Genomic DNA, 18,999 nt, shown 5'->3' with positions numbered 1-18,999 from the left:
GCCGCCCGGGACCGCGCACGGACACTCCAGAAATGGAGATCATCGGTGATCGCGCGGTCGTGCTGGGCGCCAGCGTCGGCGGCCTCCTGGCGGCGCGGGTGCTGTCCGAACGGTATCGCGACGTCATCATCGTCGAACGCGATGTGCTCGACGACGAAGCCGTCGCGCGTCGCGGTGTCCCGCAGGGCCGACACGGGCACGCGCTGCTGGCCCGGGGTGCCCAGATCCTCACCGAACTCTTCCCCGGGTTCGGCGACGAGCTGGCTGCCGACGGGGTGGCGGCGGTGACCACCGAGCTGACCCGGATTCATATCGCCATCGGCGGCCACGAACTCGCGCACCACCGCGACGTCGTCTCGCCGGGCGCCCCGCCGCTGTACTTTCCCAGCCGTGCGCTGCTGGAGCGCAACATCCGCCGGCGGGTGCGTGGCATTCCCAACGTGACGATGCTGGACGGTCACGACGTCATCGATCTCTCGTCGGACGGAGCCGGTGACGTCACCGGTGTCCGGGTGGCCCGACACGGTGGTGACGACCGCGGGATCGTGGGTGCCGATATCGTCGTGGACGCGACGGGGCGCGGCTCGCGGACACCGGTTTTCCTCGACGGACTCGGCTACGGTCGCCCGCGCGAAGACGAGCTCGTCGTCAAGCTCGCCTACGCCAGCCAACTGCTGCGCATCCCGCCCGGCACCCTGCACGAGCAGATGATCGGGCTCTTCCCGGCACCGGACCGTCCCCGGACGTGGACCCTCGTCGGCTACGAGGACGACACCTGGATGATGACCGTGGGTTCGATGGTCGGGCACGAGCCACCGGCCGACCGAGCCGAGTTGCTGGCTTTCGGTGAGGGTTTCGCGCCGCCGCACGCCCTGGCCGCGGTGCGCGCCGCCGTCCCCCTCAGCGACGTCGAACACTACCGGGTGCCGTCCAACCGCTGGCGGCGCTACGACAAGATGAAGCGTTTCCCGCGGGGCCTGCTCGTGTTCGGCGATGCGATCTGCAGCTTCAACCCCATCTACGGACAGGGCATGACAGTCGCGGCAATCGAGTCGGTCATCCTGCGGGAGTGCCTGGGTCACGGCGATCATGATCTGGGCCGCCGCTTCTTCCGGGCGAGCGCGCGCCGGCTCCGGGTGGCATGGCAGACCGCGGTGGGATCCGATCTCGCCCTGCCCGAGGTGTCCGGTCGCCGCCCGCTGCCCATGCGGCTGTCGAACGCCTATCTCGATTGGGTGATGCGGGCGGCCGAGGTCGATGAGGACACCGCGATGCAGTTGTTGCGGGTCACCGGCATGCTCGATTCGCCGCTGCGGCTGTGCCGGCCCGGCTTCGTCACCCGGACGGCGCGGGTCAACCAGCGCCGTCGCGTGTCCGCGCCCGTTGCGGCGCAACCGATCCCGTCAGCCGGTCCCTGACGACCGCGATCGGCCCGAACGCAGAATCCCCCAGGACCATACGGTCCCGGGGGATTTCGCTACGCGTCAGCTCAGCCGAGCGTGCGCTGCATGTCGGGGATCATCGCCTGCAGCTCCCGACCCCAGTACGCCCAGTTGTGCGTGCCGTTGTCCGGGAAGTTGAAGACGCCGTTCTTACCGCCCGCGGCCAGGTAGTTGTCGCGGAAGGTGATGTTGGTGCGGATGGTCAGACCCTCCAGGAAGGTGGCAGGCAGATCGCCGCCGCCGAGCTCGTCGGGCTGGCCGTTACCGCAGTAGATCCAGATGCGGGTGTTGTTGGCCACCAGGCGGTCGATGTTGACCATCGGGTCGTTGCGCTTCCAGGCGCTGTTCGGATCCTCGGTCTTGCCCCACATGTCGTCGGCCTTGAAGCCACCGGCGTCACCCATGGAGATGTTGATGAGGAACGGCCACCAGCCCTCGGAGGGGTTGAGGAAGCCCGACAGCGAGCCGGCGTAGGTGAACTGCTGCGGGTGCCAGATGGCCAGGGTCAGCGAGGCCGAGCCGGCCATCGACAGACCGACCGCGGCGCTGCCGGTGGGCTTGACCCCACGGTTGGCCTGCAGCCACTGCGGGAGTTCCTGGGTCAGGAAGGTCTCCCACTTGTAGGTCAGGGTCGGGCCCTTGTTGCGAGCCGGGGCGTACCAGTCCGAGTAGAAGCTGGACTGCCCACCGACCGGCATGATCGCCGACAGGCCGCTGTTGAGGAACCACTCGAACGCCGGGGTGTTGATATCCCAGCCGTTGAAGTCGTCCTGGGCGCGCAGGCCGTCGAGCAGGTAGACGGCGGGTGCCCCCTCGCCTCCGCTCTGGAACTGGATCTTGATGTCGCGACCCATCGACGGCGAGGGCACCTGGAGGTACTCAACCGGCAAACCGGGGCGCGAGAAAGCACCGGCGGTCGCGGTTTCGCCGGTCATGGCGACCGCACCCGGAATGACGAGCGCCGCGGCGGCAGCAGCCCCGATCCGGCGCATCCATCGGCCTACAACGTTCTGCATAAATCCATCCCAACTCAAGCTTGTTCACGGTCACGCTCGCCCCTGGGCAGCGGAGACCACGAGGCCGGCACCACCCAGCAATACCGCTCTGCGACGTTGCACGGCGGTATCACGCGTCCGCTCGACCCTCGGGTTGTGGCAGCAGAGCGGACCGAGAATTTCAGTTGTCGCGGCTTGCAGTAAAACATGCAGCCAGCGGGTTCAGAAAGTCCGGGGTCGCGGCGTGCCGCCGTAGGCTTCGCTTCATGACCGGCGATCGATCCTCTCCCAGCAACCGTTTGTCGGTGGACGACTGGTTGCAGGCCGGCTACGCAATACTGGCGGAAGAGGGGATAAAAGCCCTGAAAATCGACCGTTTGTGCCAGCGACTCGAGGTGACGAAGGGCAGTTTCTACTGGCACTTCGCGGGCATGTCCAGCTATCGCACAGCGCTCATTCAGGGTTGGGGTGAGCTGCGTGACGCGGATCGCCGGGCCTGGGAAGAGATCGGATCGTTGCCTCCTCGCGACCGGTTGCGCCACATGATGGGCGCGCTGATCAGTCCCCGGCACTGGACGCTGGAGCGGGCGATGCGCGAGTGGGCACGCACCGACGACACGGTCGCGGCCAGCGTGCGCGCCGCCGACCGCCGTGTGCTGGCCGCGGTGCGGCGCGCCTTCGCGGACTACGGGTTCGACGCCGACGAGGCCGAGCTGCGGGCCGACGCGACGTTCGCCGTGGGGATCGGGCTACTCCATCTCTCCGGGCCCACGCCGCACCCCGGCCAGGTCGCACGCAGCGAACGATTCCTGGATCTCATGCTCGCGCGCTGACTTCCATACCAAAAAGTATGTTAGCGTGCGGCCATGCTCACCACGCAGCCCGCAATCACCGATGCGTTCGTCGCCGCGCTCGCCGACCGGGCCGCCGACGCCGAAACGCTGCGCCGGCTGCCCGAGGCCACGGTCGGGGACCTGCTGGCGTCCGGTTTCACCGATCTGCTGGTTCCGGTCCGATACGGAGGACAGCAGGCCCCCTTTCCGGCCCTTCTCGACCCGGTCCGGCGGCTCGCGCACGGCTGCACGTCGAGCGCCTGGACCATCGGCTTCTTCGCCCTGCACAACTGGATGCTGGCGCTGTTCGGCGAGCAGGCCCAGGACGAGGCCTTCGGCAGCAGGCCGTTCCTGGCACCGGCGCCGCTGGCCCCCACCGGCCGGGGCGTGCCCGTGGACGGCGGCATCCGGCTGACCGGCCGATGGTCCTGGGCCACCGGGGTGATGCACGGCAACTGGATCATCGTGGTCGCCCTCTGCGGATCCGATGATGCGCCCTACCCGGCGCTGGCACTGCTGCCGATGAGTGCGGTCACCGTCGCCGACGTCTGGCACACCGACGGGATGCGGGCCACCGGCTCCAACGACGCCGTCATCACCGACGCCTTCGTGCCCGAGCATCGACTGGTCAAGGTCACCGACATCTACGCGGGCACCGCACCCGGAGCCGGCTTGCACGACGCCGCGACCTACCGCTGGCCGATGGTGCCGGCGCTGGCGCTGCTGGCCGCGATGCCTGCGCTGGGCAGCGCCGAGCGGGTCAGCCGGCTGTACGCCGACCGGTTGGCCGAACGCGTCCTGCCGTACGAGGGCGTCATACAGAAGGACAAGCCGATCGCCCAGGCACACCTGGCCGGGGCCGACGTCCGATTGCGGGCCCTGCACGGCTTGCTCGCCGACACCGTCGGCGAGATCGAGGCCATCGTGCAGCGCGGCGACACCGTCGAAAAGCCGGTCCGCGCGCGGGCCCGGCTGGCCGCGGCCCATATCGTCGCGGAATCGCGGGCGGTGATCGCCGAACTGCTGGGCGCGGGCGGGGCCAGCATCCATTTCCTGTCCAGTCCACTGCAGCGCTTCAAACGCGATGTCGACGTGCTGGCCGGGCATGTGGTGTTCGACTACGACACCAGCCGGGAACTCGCCGGCGCACTGGCCCTCGGCATGAAGATCCCACGAACGTCGATGATCTGAGCGCGGTGCGGCATCGAGGGATTCGCACGCAGCGAGACTGAACCCAGGTACGAATCTCAACGCCGAACCGTCCCTGACTTCAGCCTCGGCGGGCCCTTGTGATCCTCCAAAACAAAAAGTAATGTCACTTTTAGTTCCAAGCGCCGATCCTGAGGAGCGAGATGGAATCCTTTGTCCACCTGCGCAAAGGCAAGACCCCCAAGCGAGTCCACGCCGACCTCGGCGACATCGGCGGCCTGAAAGACGATGAGCTCGGCCGCGGCGGCTTCGTCGGGCGCACCGCCAACATGTACCGGCGCCACGACCCCACCGCGTACCGCGCCGTCGGCCCGCTGCGCCCGACCGACGTGCTGTCTTCCGAACTCAAGCCCACCGACGCCACCGACCCCCAGGGCGGTCCCCTACTGCTGTTCTCCAACACCGACTGCCAGGTGCTGCTGAGCCGGCGCAGCGTCGAGATGCCGTTCTTCGTCCGCTACGTCGACGGCGACCTGCTGCTGTTCGTGCACGCCGGTGCGGGCCTGCTGGAGACCGAGTTCGGGCCGCTGCGCTACCGCGAGGGCGACTGGATCTACCTCCCCAAGGCCTGCACCTTCCGCCAGGTACCCGACACCGAAAGCACATGGCTCATGATCCAGGCCACCGACGACTTCCGGGTGCCGCCGCCGGGTGCCCTCGGCCGGCACTTCCCGTTCGACCCGGCCCAGGTGATCATCCCCGAGCCGGCCCCCATCGACGATGACGGCAGGGCCGAATACGAAGTCCGACTCATCCATGATGGTGGGCCGACTTCGCTTTTCTACCAACACCATCCACTCGACGTGGAAGGGTGGCGCGGGGACAACTTCCCGTTCACGTTCAACATCGCGGACTACACCGTGATCACCTCCGAGAGCGTGCACCTACCGCCGACGGTGCACCTCTTCATGCAGGCCACCGGTGTCTACGTGATGAACTTCCTACCCAAACCGGCCGAGAGCGTGCCGGGCACCGAACGCACGCCGTGGTATCACCGCAACGTCGACTACGACGAGATCGCCTTCTTCCACTCCGGGTCGCTGTACGGCATCCCGATGCCACCCGGGCTGATTTCGCATGCGCCGCAGGGAGTTCACCACGGCGCACCGGAGAAGGCACGGGAACGGGCCCGGCGCAAGTTCGACGACTACGACCGGGTGGACTGGTCGGTGATCGCCATCGACACCCGACGCCGGCTGGTGCCGTCCGCCGACATCCTGGCCAACGATCTGGGGCAGCACCGGTGACCGTGAAGCACGAATACGATCGCATCCCGTACCTGGTTGCCTACCAGAACAATTCGTCGGTCCGAGACGTGTACGGCGGCGTCGCCGAGCTGGTGGTGCTGGAAAGCTATCTGCTGAGACCGAAGACGAAGACATCGGATACCGTGCTGGTGTTCATGCACCCGATCGGCGGCGGCGCATACCTGCCGATGATCAACGCGCTGGCCCGCGCCGGGCATCACGTCATCTACTGCAACAGCCGGTTCCGCGGCACCGACTCCGCCTTGCTGATGGAGAAGGTGGTCGAAGACCTCGGCGAGTGCATCAAGGACGCCAAGAACCGGCTCGGCTACACCAAGGTGGTACTGGCCGGGTGGAGCGGCGGCGGCTCGCTGTCGGTGTTCTACCAGCAGCAGGCCCAGCACCCGACGGTCACCGCCAGCCCGTCCGGCGACGGACCCGACCTCACCACGCTCGGCCTGATCCCGGCCGACGGCATCATGCTGCTGGCCGCCCACATCAGCCGGCACGGCACCATGACCGAGTGGCTGGACGCCTCCATCCTGGACGAGCACGACCCGTCCCGGCGTGACCCCGAACTGGACCTGTACAACCCGGACAACCCCAACCAGCCGCCCTACACGCCGGCGTTCCTGGACCGCTACCGGCAGGCCCAGATCGCCAGGAATCGGCGAATCACCAAGTGGGTGAAGGAAAAATTGGCGGAGCTGGCCGAGCAAGGCCGACCCGACGACGAGTTCGCGTTCGTCGTGCACGGCACCATGGCCGACCCCCGTTGGCTGGACCCGACCGTCGACCCCAACGAACGCACCCCCGGCCAGTGCTATCTGGGCGACCCGCAGGTGGTCAACATGAGCCCGGTGGGGCTCGCCCGCTTCTGCACCCTGCGCAGCTGGCTGTCACAGTGGAGTTATGACGACGCCCACGGTGACGCGGTGAAGGCCGGTCCCGACATCGCAGTGCCCGCGCTGGTGATCGGCAATCTCGCCGATGACGCGTGCACCCCGAGCCACACCCGCCGCCTGTTCCAGGCCATCGGACATCCGGACAAGGAGATGCACGAGATCCCCGGCGCCAATCACTACTACTCCGGACCCGACCAGCGCCACACGTTGCGCCAGGCCGTCGGCATCTGCACCGACTGGCTGCACCGGCACGGATTCTCGGCATGACAGCAACCGGAGCCCTGGACGGCATCCGGGTGCTCGAACTGGGCACCCTCATCTCCGGCCCGTTCGCCGGCCGGCTGCTCGGCGATATGGGCGCCGAGGTGCTCAAGATCGAACTGCCCACGTCCCCCGACCCGCTGCGCACCTGGGGGCAGGCCGAACGGGACGGGCACCACTTCTTCTGGACGGTGCACGCCCGCAACAAGAAAGCCATCACCCTGGACCTGCGCACGGCACGCGGCCGTGAGCTGTTCCTGGACCTGGTGGACCGCTCCGACATCATCGTGGAGAACTTCCGCCCCGGCACGCTGGAGAAGTGGGATCTGGGCTACGACGTGCTGCGCGATCGCAACGAGGGCATCATTCTGGTGCGGGTCTCGGGGTACGGACAGACCGGCCCGGACGCCGCGAAGGCCGGCTACGCCTCGGTCGCCGAGGCGGCCAGCGGGCTGCGGCACATGAACGGCTTCCCCGGCGGCCCTCCCCCGCGGCTGGCGTTGTCCCTCGGCGACAGCCTGGCCGGGATGTTCGCCGCCCAGGGGGCGCTGGCGGCGCTGTACCGGCGCAGCGTCACCGGAGTCGGACAGGTGGTCGACACCGCGCTGACCGAATCATGTCTGGCCATCCAGGAATCCACCATTCCGGACTACGACGTCGGCGGTGTGGTACGCGGACCGTCGGGCACCCGGTTGGAGGGCATCGCGCCGTCGAACATCTACCAGAGCGCCAACGGCAGCTGGGTGGTGATCGCCGCCAATCAGGACACGGTGTTCCGGCGGCTCTGCACGGCGATGGGCCGACCCGAGCTGGCCACCGACGAGCGCTTCACCGATCACGTTGCGCGCGGGCGTAATCAGGACGAGCTGGATGCGATCATCGCCGCCTGGGCGGCCCAGCGGCAGCCCACCGAGATCATCGACACGCTCTCGGAGGCCGGCGTGATCAGCGGGCCCATCAACACCGTGGCCGAGGTGGTCACCGATCCGCAGCTACTGGCCCGCGGCATGATCGCCGACCACTTCGACGAGCGCATCGGACGAAACGTCAAGGGCCCCGGCGTCGTCCCGGTGCTCTCCGAGTCTCCCGGCTCGGTGCGCCACGCGGGTTCGGCCCGGCCCGGGCAGCACAATGACGAGGTGTACTCCGGCCTGCTCGGGCTGTCGGGCGACGATATCGCCGCACTACGGGAGGAGGGCGTGCTGTGACTTGCCCGGACAAGGTTGCCATCCGCGAGGTATGTCTGCGCGACGGCCTGCAGATCGAGACCCCGATTCCGTTGGCCGCCAAGATCGAACTACTGGAGGCGATCGTCGCCACCGGGGTACGCGAGATCGAGGCCACCGCCTTCGTCTCGCCATCCAAGGTGCCGGCACTGGCCGACGCCGCCGAACTGGCCGCCGAGTTGTACCGGTTCCCGGACGTCGAGTTCTCCGCGCTGGTGGCCAGCGCCAACGGCGCCAACCGTGCCGTCACGGCCGGGTTGCGGTCCCTCGAGTACGTGGTGTCGGCCTCCGACGCCCACAGCCGCGCCAACGTGGGACGCGACACCGCAGAGGCCACGGCGGCCATCGCCGACGTCACCCGCATCGCACACGACGAGGGCGCCACGGTGGAGGTCATCGTCGCCACCGCATGGGACTGCCCGTTCGACGGTCCGACACCGCCGGCCCGGGTGCTCGACATCATCACCGCCGCGGTCGAATTGGGTGTGGATCGGATCGCCATCGCCGACACCATCGGCACCACCACGCCGCGGCGGGTCGACGCGCTGATCGCGAAGGTGCGCCCGCTCATCGGGGATATCCCGCTCGGGGCGCATTTCCACAACACCCGCGGGGCCGGACTGGCCAGCGCGTACGCGGCCGTGCAAGCCGGCGTGACCCGGTTGGATGCGGCCGTCGGTGGCCTCGGCGGCTGCCCGTTCGCGCCCGGCGCCTCGGGCAACATCGCCACCGAGGATCTGGTGTACCTGCTGCGGGACAGCGATATCGACGTCGACGTCGACCTGGACCGCGCGATCGCGGCCGCCAAGGTCGCCCAAGACGCCGTCGGCCATCGGCTACCCAGCGCGCTGCTGCGTGCCGGCGACCGCATCCTGGCCTGATATGACGCCCGCCGACGCCCTGACCGCCAAAGGCCGGCAAACCCGCGGAGCCATCGAACTGGCGGCCCGGAAGTTGTTCGCCGAACGCGGTTTCCACGGCACCACGTTGGCCGATATCACCTCGGCGGCGGGCAAGTCCTCGGCGGTGTTCTATCGCTATTTCGACGACAAGGAGGACCTGCTGGCCTCGCTGGCCGAATCCTTCCTGCACGATATCGTGGAGCCGTCCGGCACCCGGGTACCGCTGCCCGACTCCCCCGCGGACACCGAGTACTTCACCACGGTGGTGACGGGATACTGGAATCTGTTCAAGCAGAACATCGGCATCATGATCGCCGTCGCCCAATTGGGCGCCACCCAGCCGCGATTCGCCAAGGTGCAGCACGCGTTTCGCCGTTTCGGGATGGACATGGTGGCCGATTCGGTGCGTCGGGCCGTCGAGCAGGGCTACGCCCAGGACCTCGACCCCGAGCACATCGCCGCGGCGATCGCGTTGCTGTTCGAGAACTTCACCGTCGTCGTGGTGGGCAATCCCGGGTCGGAGCTGCAGATCAGCGACGAGGACGCCATCAAGACACTGTCGACGATCTGGAAGAAGACCCTGTACGGCGCCTAGCGGACGAAAGAGAGATCAGCGTGGATTTCGCCTTACCCGAACACCTTCCGGGGCTGCTGGCCGAGATGGACGCCTTCATCGAGGCCGAGATCAAGCCACTGGAACGCCAGCACATGCAGTACTTCGACCGGCGCCGCGAGTTCGCCCGCACCGACCTGGCGGCCGGCGGTGTACCCGCCAGGGAATGGGAGGACCTGCTCGACGAGATGCGCCGCCGTGCCGACGCGGCGGGCTGGCTGCGCTACGGATTACCCGAAGAGTTCGGTGGCCGCGGCGGCAGCAACCTCGATATGGCCGTCATCCGGGAGCATCTGGCGCACATGGGTTTGGGCCTGCACAACGACCTGCAGGACGAGTCGTCGATCGTCGGTAACTTCCCACAGGTCATCATGATGAGCCGGTTCGGCACCGAGGCGCAGAAGGCCGAATGGGTCGAGGCGATGCTGACCGGGCAGCGCTCCATGGCCTTCGGCCTGACCGAACCCGATCACGGCAGCGACGCCACCTGGCTGGCCACCTCCGCGGTCCGCGACGGCGACGGCTGGATCATCAACGGCGCCAAGCGCTGGAACACCGGGGTACACCGCGCCACGCACGACCTGATTTTCGCGCGCACCTCGGGACACGATGGATCGGCCACCGGCATCACCGCTTTCCTGGTGCCCACCGACGCGCCGGGATTTCACGTCCCCTACTACTGGTGGACGTTCAACATGCCCAGCGATCACGGCGAGGTGGAACTCACGAACGTCCGGGTACCCGACGATGCCGTGCTCGGCGAGGTGGACCACGGCCTGGAGGTCGGCCAGACGTTCCTGCACGAGAACCGGATCCGACAGGCCGCCAGCAGTCTGGGCGCGGCGCAGTACTGCATCGACCGGGCGGCCCAATACGCCCGTGAGCGCATCGTTTTCGGCAAGCCGCTGGCGGTGAACCAGGCGGTGCAGTGGCCGCTGGCCGAGTTGCAGACCGAGGCGCAGATGGTGCGGCTGCTGGTGTATTACGCCGCGTGGCATCTGGACCGGGATCACCACATGGAGGTCTCGGACAAGGTGTCGATGGCCAACTACCGGGCCAACCGATTGGTGTGCGAGGCGGCCGACCGGGCCATGCAGATCCACGGTGGCATCGGGTACAGCCGTCACGAACCGTTCGAGCACATCTACCGGCACCACCGTCGGTACCGGATCACCGAGGGGGCCGAGGAGATCCAGATTCGCCGCGTCGCCCAGCGGATGCTCAAGTTCGGACGCACGTGATCGACGCCCAGGCCCTGCCCGCGGCGCTGGCATCGGTTCTCGACGCGACCCGCGTCGAGAACCTGCGGGTGCTCACCGGCGGCGCCAGCCGAGCAACCTGGGCCTTCACTGCCGACGACCGGCCGCTGATCCTGCGCACCGGTCCGCCCGGCGAGATCCACGCCGGAATGGAATTGGAGGCCGCGGCGCTACGCCGCGCGGCGGCGGCCGGGGCCCCGGTACCGGCCGTCCTGGCCGCGTCCGACTCGACCGAGCCCCTGGGTGATCCGTATCTGGTCTGCGAGTTCATCGAGGGCGAGACCATCGTCCGCAAGATCGCCCGCACGCTCGACGACGCATCCCGGACCGCACTGCTGACCCAGTGCGCCCGCGCGCTGGCGGCCATCCACCGCGCCGACCCCGACGGCATCGGGCTGCCGGTGCTCGACCCGCTGCCGGACTCGCGTCGTCGACTTGACGAAATGGGCGACACCACAGCCACTTTCGAGTATGCGTTCCGCTGGCTGGAGAACCACCGTCCGGCACCGGCGCCGCCCGTGCTGGTGCACGGCGACTTCCGGATGGGCAACCTGATCGTCGACGCCGGCCGGTTGGCGGCGGTCCTGGACTGGGAGCTCAGCCACATGGGGGCGGCGGCCGAGGATCTGGCGTGGTTCTGCATCCGGGCCTGGCGCTTCGGCGCTCCCAAGGAGCTGGGCGCGGGTGGCCTTGGCAGCATCGACGATTTCGTCACCGCCTACCAGGACGCCGGCGGCGCCGCCGTCGACCGCGGCGCACTGCACTGGTGGCTGGTGCTGGCCACCCTGCGCTGGGGCGTCATCTGCCGTTATCAGTACGAGCGGCACCGTTGCGGGCAAACCCGGTCGGTGGAGCTGGCCGCCATCGGGCGCCGGGTGTGCGAGACCGAATACGACCTGCTGAGCTTGTTGGAGGGCTTCGACGGGCAGGAGCGCCGCGACGTGGGGAGTGAGAACAGGTGAACCTGCACTACAAGCCGACCGCGGCCGAACTGGTGGCAGCGGTCGCGGAGTTCCTGGAAACCGAGGTGCGCGAGGGCACCAGCGGGGCGGTCAACTTCCGTGCCCGCGTCGCGGCCAATGTCCTTCGCACCGTGGAGCGCGAGCTGCTCGACGACACCGCCGACATCGCCCGCCGGGCCATGGACGCGCTGGGCTTCGACGACGAAGCCGCGTTGGCCGCGGCCATCAGATCCGGCGCCACCGGTGACGAGGTGCTGCCCGCGCTGCACGCGCTGGTGGCGCACCGGTTGGCCGTCGCGCATCCCGGCTACCAACAGGAGTGAGCTAGAGGTGGCGCACGGTGGCCAGCCAGGCCGGCTCGTCGACGACGGTCCCCGCCGGGAGACCGAGGGGCCCGGCGTGTGCCTCCCCCACCACACCCCGGTAGGTGCTGGCGTCCAACCGTTCCAGTTCCCAGCCGGTGCCGAATGCCGAGCGGATCGTCTCTTCGCTGACCTGCGGCCCGAACCCGCGCCCGGCGTCGGAGAGGGCCAGCACGTGTACCCTGCCGCCGGGGGCGCAGGCGCGATGCAGACTCGCGACGTAGCGGGGACGGTCGTCGTCGGAGAAGATGTGGAACAGCGCGCTGTCCAGGATCGTGTCATAGCTCGGGTCGGCGGCCAGGTCGAGCGCATCGGCCACCTCGAAGCGCGCGTCGACGCCGTTGTCCCGCGCATTGCGCCGGGCTTGCGCGATCGCCTCGGCGACATAGTCGATTCCGCGGACGTCGTAGCCCAGCCGGGTCAGCAGGATGGTGTGCTCACCGAGGCCGCATCCCACGTCCAGGATGCGGCCGTGCAGGACACCGGATCGCTCCAATTCCACGATGGCGGGTTGGGGTTCACCGATCACCCAGGGCGCGGTGTTCGTCTCGTATGCGGCGGTGAAGCGGTCTCTCATGGCATCCAGTCTTCAACCTGAACAATGCTTGAGGTCAACCGCAGGAGGGCAGATGATCGTCGACGTGGCGAATCAGTTGTTCAGCGCCATGAAGGCCGGCGACTACGCCGGTGTCGAGGCACCCGTGGGTCTGCATCGTCGCCGAAGTGGGTGACGACGGCCTGATCAACCGGATCGACGAGTACTTCGACCCGGCGGGTATGGCACCGTTGATGCCATGACGGACACCAACTGGATCGGCGACTGGCAGCTGGACCCACAACGCACCACCATCGAGTTCCACAGCCCGACCTTCTGGGGTCTGGCCCACGTCAAGGGCACCTTCGGCGGGGTCAGCGGATCCGGGCGGGTCGCCGCGGCCGAGGACGGGATCGACGTGACCGGCCGACTGGACATCGACGCGACGTCGCTGAAGACCGGGATCAAGAAACGCGACACGCATCTGTGTTCGCCCGATTTCTTCGACGTACAGAGATTTCCCAGCATCAGCGTGGTGGTGCACTCCGGCGAGGTCACCGGCACGGGATGGGTGCTGCTGCAGGCCACGCTGTCGGTCAAAGACGCCCAGCGCGACCTCGAGCTCGCCACCCATGTGCGGTCGGCCGACGACGGCGCGCTGCGTCTGCAGACCACCACCACCCTGAACCGGCTGCACTACGGTGTGGACGGCAATCTGCTGGGCATGATGGGTGAAGCGGTGAATATCGAAGCCACCGCGGTGCTGATCCGGCAGTCGTAGCATCGCAGGCGTGGCCGACACCGATGCGCAGGTCCGGATTCTCGTGTACAGCTCCGATACCCGCACCCGCGACGCCGTGCGGTCCGCACTCGGCCGCCGGGTGCACCCGGACCTGCCCGAATTGAGTTATCTCGACGTCGCGACCGCACCGATGGTCGTCGAGCAGATCGCCGACGGGGACTTCGATCTGGCCATCCTGGACGGTGAGGCGGCGCCCGCCGGCGGGCTGGGGCTGGCCAAACAGCTCAAGGACGAGATCACCGACTGTCCGCCGATCCTGGTGCTCACCGGGCGGGCCGATGATGCCTGGCTGGCGTCGTGGTCGCGGGCCGAAGCCGCGGTGTCACATCCGATCGATCCGATCGTCCTCGGCGAGACCGTGGCCAGCCTGTTGCGCGCGGGCGCTGTCTAAGCAGCACGAAAACCGCTGTGGCCGTTAATTCTTCACGTCGTCATCGGTGACGACGGGGCGACCCAGCTGTTCGTTTCATCCTAGCCAAAATGCGCCGGCGCCACCGGTAGCGTGACTAAGCTGTGTTCTAGCTCACATCGAAAGCCCAGCGAGGGAGCTATGGACATCTACCTACCCATTCTGTTTCTCGGGGGGATCGCGGCATTGTTCGCGGTCGGCTCGGTCGGTATCGCCGTTCTCATCGGCCCGCGCCGCTACAACCGAGCCAAACTCGAAGCCTACGAATGCGGTATCGAACCGCTGCGGCCCGCCGAGGACGCCAAGCTGGCGACGGGCCAAAGATTTCCGATCAAGTACTACCTGACGGCGATGTTGTTCATCGTGTTCGACATCGAGATCGTCTTCCTCTATCCGTGGGCGGTCTCGTTCGACTCACTCGGCTTGTTCGCGCTGGTCGAGATGTTGCTGTTCATGCTGACGGTGTTCGTCGCCTATGCCTACGTGTGGCGGCGCGGGGGCCTGTCATGGGACTAGAGGAACAGCTGCCCGGCGGCATCCTGCTGTCCACCGTGGAGAAGGTCGCCGGCTACGTCCGCAAAGGGTCGTTGTGGCCGGCAACGTTCGGGCTGGCCTGCTGCGCCATCGAGATGATGGCGACGGCCGGCCCACGGTTCGACATCGCCCGGTTCGGCATGGAGCGGTTCTCGGCCACGCCGCGGCAGGCCGACCTGATGATCGTGGCCGGCCGGGTCAGCCAGAAGATGGCACCGGTGCTGCGCCAGGTGTACGACCAGATGGCTGAGCCCAAATGGGTGCTCGCCATGGGCGTGTGCGCGTCATCGGGCGGCATGTTCAACAACTACGCGGTGGTCCAAGGTGTCGACCACGTGGTGCCGGTGGACATCTACCTGCCCGGGTGCCCGCCCCGGCCCGAGATGCTGCTCAACGCAATCCTCAAGCTGCACGCCAAGATTGCCGAAATGCCGCTGGGGGTGAACCGCGCCGAGGCCGTCGCCGCTGCCGAGCAGGCCGCGCTGGCATCCCGGCCGACCATCGAACTGACGGGGCTTTTGCGGTGACCGACGAACCCGATGTCGAAGTCATCGGCACCCGGCGCGGCATGTTCGGCGTGCAGGGTTCGGGTGACACATCCGGATACGGCCGCCTGGTCCGCGAGGTGGCGCTGCCGGGCAGTTCGCCACGACCCTATGGCGGCTACTTCGACGAGGTTGTCGACCGGCTGACCACCGTGCTCGGCCAGGAGACCTTCGACGCGGCCGTCGAGCGCGTGGTGGTGTTCCGCGACGAGTTGACCCTGGAGGTGCGCCGCGAACACCTGATGGCGGTTGCCCAGACCCTACGCGACGATCCGGCGCTGCGTTTCGAGCTGTGCCTCGGAGTGTCCGGTGTGCACTATCCCGACGAGCGCGGACGCGAACTGCACGCGGTGTATCCGCTGATGTCGATCACCCACAACCGCCGGATCCGGTTGGAGGTCACCGCACCGGACGCCGATCCGCATGTGCCGTCGCTGTTTTCGGTCTATCCGACCACCGACTGGCACGAACGCGAAACCTACGATTTCTTCGGCATCCTCTTCGACGGCCATCCGGCGCTGACCCGGATCGAGATGCCCGACGACTGGGTGGGACACCCGCAGCGTAAGGACTATCCGCTGGGTGGCATCCCGGTGGAGTACCACGGCGCGCAGATCCCACCGCCCGATCAGCGGAGGTCGTACAACTGATGACCACCGATCACGAACCGCCCGTCGTCATGGTCGGGGGTCAGGACTGGGATGCCGTCGTCGCCGCGGCCGCAGAACACGCCGGGGAACGGATCGTCGTCAACATGGGCCCGCAGCATCCGTCCACGCACGGCGTGCTCAGGTTGATCCTGGAGATCGAGGGCGAGACGATCACCGAGGCCCGCTGCGGAATCGGCTACCTGCACACCGGGATCGAGAAAAACCTGGAGTACCGCACCTGGACGCAGGGCGTCACGTTCGTGACCCGGATGGACTACCTGTCACCGTTCTTCAACGAGACCGCGTACTGCCTGGGTGTGGAGAAACTGCTCGGTGTCACCGACGATATCCCCGAGCGCGCCAGCGTCATCCGGGTGCTGCTGATGGAACTGAACCGCATCTCCAGCCATCTGGTCGCCCTGGCCACCGGCGGCATGGAACTCGGGGCCATGTCGGCGATGTTCTTCGGGTTCCGGGAACGCGAACTGATCCTCACCATGTTCGAAACCATCACCGGCCTGCGGATGAACCACGCCTACATCCGGCCGGGCGGCCTGGCCGCCGACCTGCCCGACGAGGCCATGCCGCAGTTGCGCGAACTGATAAGGATCCTGCCCGGCCGGCTCCGCGATATGGAGAACCTGCTGCGGGACAACTACATCTGGAAGGCCCGCACCAAGGGCATCGGGTATCTCGACCTGACCGGCTGTATGGCGCTCGGGGTGACCGGTCCGGTGCTGCGCTCCACCGGCCTGCCCCACGATCTGCGCAAGGCGCAGCCCTACTGCGGGTACGAGACCTACCAGTTCGACGTCTGCACCGACGACGGATGTGATGCCTACGGCCGCTACCTGATTCGTGTCGAAGAGATGAAACAGTCACTGCGGATCGTCGAACAGTGTGTGGACAGGTTGAAGCCCGGCCCGGTGATGCTGACCGACAAGAAGCTCGCCTGGCCCGCGGACCTGAAGCTGGGGCCGGACGGTCTGGGTAATTCCCCGGCGCACATCGCGAAGATCATGGGGTCGTCGATGGAAGCGTTGATCCATCATTTCAAGCTGGTCACCGAGGGGATCCGGGTCCCGGCCGGGCAGGTGTACGTGGCCGTCGAATCTCCGCGCGGGGAACTGGGCGTGCACATGGTCAGCGACGGCGGCACCCGGCCCTACCGCGTGCACTACCGCGATCCGTCGTTCACCAATCTGCAGGCGGTGGCGGCGATGTGCGAGGGCGGCATGGTGGCCGACGCGATCTCGGCGGTGGCGTCGATCGACCCGGTGATGGGAGGCGTTGACAGGTGACGGCGATCGACCTGAGGCTGGGGCAGCGGCCGGACGAACCGGGGCCCCCGATATCGGCCGGGCCGCAATCGTATTCGGCGCAGGTGACCGCGCGGCTGGCGGGTGAGGCCGAGCAGATCATCGCCCGCTACCCGCAGCCGCGCTCGGCGCTGCTGCCGTTGCTGCATCTGGTGCAGGCCGAAGACGGCTACCTGACCCCGGCCGGCGTCGAGTTCTGTGCGGCACAACTGGCCCTCAGTCCGGCCGAGGTCACCGCCGTGGCCACGTTCTATTCCATGTATCGGCGCACCCCGACCGGGGACTATCTGGTCGGGGTGTGCACCAACACGTTGTGCGCGATCATGGGCGGTGACGCGCTGTTGGAGGTGCTGCAGGAACACCTCGGTGTGCACGCCGGCGAGACCACCCCCGACGGCGCGATCACCCTGGAGCACATCGAGTGCAACGCCGCATGCGATTTCGCACCCGTGGTCATGGTGAACTGGGAGTTCTTCGACAACCAAACCCCGTCGTCGGTGCGCGACCTCGTCGACCACCTGCGCGGGGGCACACCGGTGACCCCGAGCCGCGGCGCCCCGCTGTGCACCTTCCGGCAGACGGCGCGCATCCTGGCCGGGGTGGATCCGGGTGCGCCGGACACCTCGCCGCCCGGTGCGGCGACGCTGGCCGGGCTGCGGATCGCCAAGGAGCGACGATGACCGCCCTGACACCGGTGCTGAGCAGCTACTGGGACGAGCCGCAGTCGTGGACACTGGCCACATACCTGCGCCATGACGGGTACCAGGCGCTCGACGCCGCGCTCGACATGGACCCCGACGCCGTCATCGCGCTGGTGAAGGATTCCGGGCTGCGCGGCCGCGGCGGCGCCGGTTTCCCGACCGGGCAGAAGTGGTCGTTCATCAATCAGGCGGACCCCAAGCCGCACTATCTGGTGATCAACGCCGACGAGTCCGAACCCGGTACGTGCAAGGACATTCCGCTGATGATGGCCACCCCGCACGTGCTGGTGGAGGGCGCCATCATCGCCTCGTATGCGATCCGGGCCAGGCAGGCCTTCATCTACGTGCGCGGTGAGGTGGTGCCGGTGCTGCGCCGGTTGCGGGCGGCCGTCGCCGAAGCGTACGAGGCGGGGTATCTGGGCCGCGACATCCTCGGCTCGGGATTCGACCTGGATCTGGTGGTGCACGCGGGGGCCGGCGCCTACATCTGCGGTGAGGAGACCGCGCTGCTGGATTCGCTGGAGGGCCGGCGCGGGCAGCCGCGGCTGCGGCCGCCGTTCCCCGCGGTGGCCGGGCTGTACGCCTGCCCGACGGTGGTCAACAACGTGGAATCCATTGCCAGCGTGCCACCCATCGTGCGCAACGGGGTGGACTGGTTCAAGTCGATGGGGTCGGACAAGTCGCCCGGGTTCACGCTGTACTCGCTGTCGGGTCACGTCACCCGGCCCGGCCAGTACGAGGCCCCGCTCGGGATCACGCTGCGCGAACTGCTGGAGTTCGCCGGCGGCGTGCGCGCCGGGCATCAGCTGAAGTTCTGGACCCCCGGCGGATCGTCGACGCCCATGCTGACACCCGAACACCTGGACGTGCCATTGGATTACGAGGGTATGGGTGGGGCCGGTTCCATGCTGGGCACCAAGGCGCTGCAGATCTTCGACGAGACGACATGCGTGGTGCGGGCGGTGCGGCGGTGGACGCAGTTCTACGCCCACGAGTCCTGCGGCAAGTGCACACCGTGCCGCGAGGGCACCTATTGGCTGGCCCAGATCTTCGAACGGCTGGAGACCGGGTCCGGCAGCCGAACGGATATCGACACGCTGCTCGACATCGCCGATGCCATCCTGGGCAAGTCGTTCTGCGCGCTCGGCGACGGTGCCGCGAGCCCGATCATCTCCTCGCTCAAGTATTTCCGCGCCGAGTACGAGGCGCACCTGGGTGCGGGCTGCCCGTTCGACCCGTATGCCTCGACGGTGTTCGCGACGGAAGGGGTGCGCGTATGACGACGTCA

21 protein-coding genes and 1 pseudogene are annotated in these 18,999 nt (G+C 67.8%); 20 read left to right on the top strand and 2 right to left on the bottom strand.

Annotated features, from left to right (window positions below):
* Window positions 1-32: 32 nt before the first annotated feature.
* Window positions 33-1,418, top strand: coding sequence for an FAD-dependent oxidoreductase (locus AWB94_RS24955; protein ID WP_062657284.1), 1,386 nt, complete (start codon window positions 33-35; stop codon window positions 1,416-1,418).
* Between the two features lie 71 nt (window positions 1,419-1,489).
* Here the strand turns inward: AWB94_RS24955 and AWB94_RS24950 are convergent, their stop codons facing one another.
* The gene (locus AWB94_RS24950) at window positions 1,490-2,458 is read right to left on the bottom strand and encodes an esterase family protein (RefSeq protein ID WP_062657285.1); all 969 of its coding nucleotides are present in this window, start codon (window positions 2,456-2,458) and stop codon (window positions 1,490-1,492) included.
* 245 nt (window positions 2,459-2,703) lie between these two features.
* Between AWB94_RS24950 and AWB94_RS24945 the strand changes: the two genes are divergently transcribed.
* The 10 genes from AWB94_RS24945 to AWB94_RS35920 all read left to right on the top strand — a co-directional run bounded on the left by AWB94_RS24945 (window position 2,704) and on the right by AWB94_RS35920 (window position 12,177).
* On the top strand, window positions 2,704-3,270 hold the full coding sequence (locus AWB94_RS24945) for a TetR/AcrR family transcriptional regulator (protein ID WP_062657286.1): 567 nt from the start codon (window positions 2,704-2,706) through the stop codon (window positions 3,268-3,270).
* Between the two features lie 33 nt (window positions 3,271-3,303).
* Window positions 3,304-4,461 carry an acyl-CoA dehydrogenase family protein gene (locus tag AWB94_RS24940; protein WP_062657287.1) on the top strand — a complete coding sequence of 386 codons (1,158 nt, stop codon included), beginning with the start codon at window positions 3,304-3,306 and terminating at the stop codon, window positions 4,459-4,461.
* A 161-nt stretch (window positions 4,462-4,622) separates the two neighbouring features.
* Complete coding sequence (locus tag AWB94_RS24935) at window positions 4,623-5,726, top strand: homogentisate 1,2-dioxygenase (protein WP_062657288.1); 1,104 nt, start codon at window positions 4,623-4,625, stop codon at window positions 5,724-5,726.
* A gap of 2 nt (window positions 5,727-5,728) precedes the next feature.
* A complete protein-coding gene (locus tag AWB94_RS24930) occupies window positions 5,729-6,898 on the top strand; it encodes an alpha/beta hydrolase family protein (RefSeq protein ID WP_201029558.1) in 1,170 nt (389 codons plus the stop codon).
* Entirely contained in the window at window positions 6,895-8,100 is a 1,206-nt protein-coding gene (locus AWB94_RS24925) for a CaiB/BaiF CoA transferase family protein (RefSeq protein ID WP_062657290.1), read from the top strand. The genes AWB94_RS24930 and AWB94_RS24925 overlap by 4 nt, the downstream gene beginning before the upstream one ends.
* Window positions 8,097-8,999 carry a hydroxymethylglutaryl-CoA lyase gene (locus AWB94_RS24920; RefSeq protein ID WP_062657291.1) on the top strand — a complete coding sequence of 301 codons (903 nt, stop codon included), beginning with the start codon at window positions 8,097-8,099 and terminating at the stop codon, window positions 8,997-8,999. Before AWB94_RS24925 ends, AWB94_RS24920 begins: the two co-directional genes overlap by 4 nt.
* 1 nt (window position 9,000) lies before the next feature.
* A complete protein-coding gene (locus tag AWB94_RS24915) occupies window positions 9,001-9,615 on the top strand; it encodes a TetR/AcrR family transcriptional regulator (protein ID WP_062657292.1) in 615 nt (204 codons plus the stop codon).
* Between the two features lie 20 nt (window positions 9,616-9,635).
* Window positions 9,636-10,874, top strand: a complete 1,239-nt coding sequence (locus tag AWB94_RS24910; RefSeq protein WP_062657293.1) for an acyl-CoA dehydrogenase family protein — start codon at window positions 9,636-9,638, stop codon at window positions 10,872-10,874.
* Window positions 10,871-11,854: a phosphotransferase family protein gene (locus tag AWB94_RS24905; protein ID WP_234811873.1), complete on the top strand. Its 984-nt coding sequence runs from the start codon at window positions 10,871-10,873 to the stop codon at window positions 11,852-11,854. The genes AWB94_RS24910 and AWB94_RS24905 overlap by 4 nt, the downstream gene beginning before the upstream one ends.
* On the top strand, window positions 11,851-12,177 hold the full coding sequence (locus tag AWB94_RS35920; protein ID WP_062657294.1) for a DUF6285 domain-containing protein: 327 nt from the start codon (window positions 11,851-11,853) through the stop codon (window positions 12,175-12,177). Before AWB94_RS24905 ends, AWB94_RS35920 begins: the two co-directional genes overlap by 4 nt.
* Window position 12,178: 1 nt before the next feature.
* Here AWB94_RS35920 and AWB94_RS24900 read toward each other — a convergent pair whose 3' ends face one another.
* A complete protein-coding gene (locus AWB94_RS24900; RefSeq protein ID WP_062657295.1) occupies window positions 12,179-12,793 on the bottom strand; it encodes a class I SAM-dependent methyltransferase in 615 nt (204 codons plus the stop codon).
* Between the two features lie 128 nt (window positions 12,794-12,921).
* On the opposite strand from AWB94_RS24900, the pseudogene AWB94_RS24895 reads away from it, so the two are divergent.
* From AWB94_RS24895 to nuoF, 9 genes and pseudogenes are all read left to right on the top strand, one after another.
* Window positions 12,922-13,014: pseudogene (locus AWB94_RS24895) on the top strand (nuclear transport factor 2 family protein); the annotation flags it as partial.
* Window positions 13,011-13,532: a YceI family protein gene (locus tag AWB94_RS24890; protein WP_062657296.1), complete on the top strand. Its 522-nt coding sequence runs from the start codon at window positions 13,011-13,013 to the stop codon at window positions 13,530-13,532. The pseudogene AWB94_RS24895 and the gene AWB94_RS24890, both read left to right, overlap by 4 nt.
* 10 nt (window positions 13,533-13,542) lie before the next feature.
* Window positions 13,543-13,944: an Rv3143 family two-component system response regulator gene (locus AWB94_RS24885; protein WP_062657297.1), complete on the top strand. Its 402-nt coding sequence runs from the start codon at window positions 13,543-13,545 to the stop codon at window positions 13,942-13,944.
* Between the two features lie 159 nt (window positions 13,945-14,103).
* Window positions 14,104-14,478, top strand: a complete 375-nt coding sequence (locus tag AWB94_RS24880; RefSeq protein ID WP_062657298.1) for an NADH-quinone oxidoreductase subunit A — start codon at window positions 14,104-14,106, stop codon at window positions 14,476-14,478.
* Window positions 14,469-15,023 (top strand): NuoB/complex I 20 kDa subunit family protein, encoded by a 555-nt coding sequence (locus AWB94_RS24875; RefSeq protein ID WP_062657299.1) that lies wholly within the window; start codon window positions 14,469-14,471, stop codon window positions 15,021-15,023. Before AWB94_RS24880 ends, AWB94_RS24875 begins: the two co-directional genes overlap by 10 nt.
* A 41-nt stretch (window positions 15,024-15,064) precedes the next feature.
* On the top strand, window positions 15,065-15,691 hold the full coding sequence (locus AWB94_RS24870; RefSeq protein ID WP_062657340.1) for an NADH-quinone oxidoreductase subunit C: 627 nt from the start codon (window positions 15,065-15,067) through the stop codon (window positions 15,689-15,691).
* Window positions 15,691-16,992, top strand: coding sequence for an NADH dehydrogenase (quinone) subunit D (nuoD, locus tag AWB94_RS24865; protein WP_062657300.1), 1,302 nt, complete (start codon window positions 15,691-15,693; stop codon window positions 16,990-16,992). The genes AWB94_RS24870 and nuoD overlap by 1 nt, the downstream gene beginning before the upstream one ends.
* Entirely contained in the window at window positions 16,989-17,690 is a 702-nt protein-coding gene (nuoE, locus tag AWB94_RS24860; protein ID WP_062657301.1) for an NADH-quinone oxidoreductase subunit NuoE, read from the top strand. Before nuoD ends, nuoE begins: the two co-directional genes overlap by 4 nt.
* Window positions 17,687-18,991 carry an NADH-quinone oxidoreductase subunit NuoF gene (nuoF, locus tag AWB94_RS24855; RefSeq protein WP_062657302.1) on the top strand — a complete coding sequence of 435 codons (1,305 nt, stop codon included), beginning with the start codon at window positions 17,687-17,689 and terminating at the stop codon, window positions 18,989-18,991. The genes nuoE and nuoF overlap by 4 nt, the downstream gene beginning before the upstream one ends.
* Window positions 18,992-18,999: the final 8 nt, after the last annotated feature.

Source organism: Mycolicibacterium canariasense, assembly GCF_002101555.1.
GTDB classification, from domain to species: Bacteria; Actinomycetota; Actinomycetes; order Mycobacteriales; family Mycobacteriaceae; genus Mycobacterium; species Mycobacterium canariasense.
This window is presented reverse-complemented; position numbering and strand designations above follow the sequence as displayed.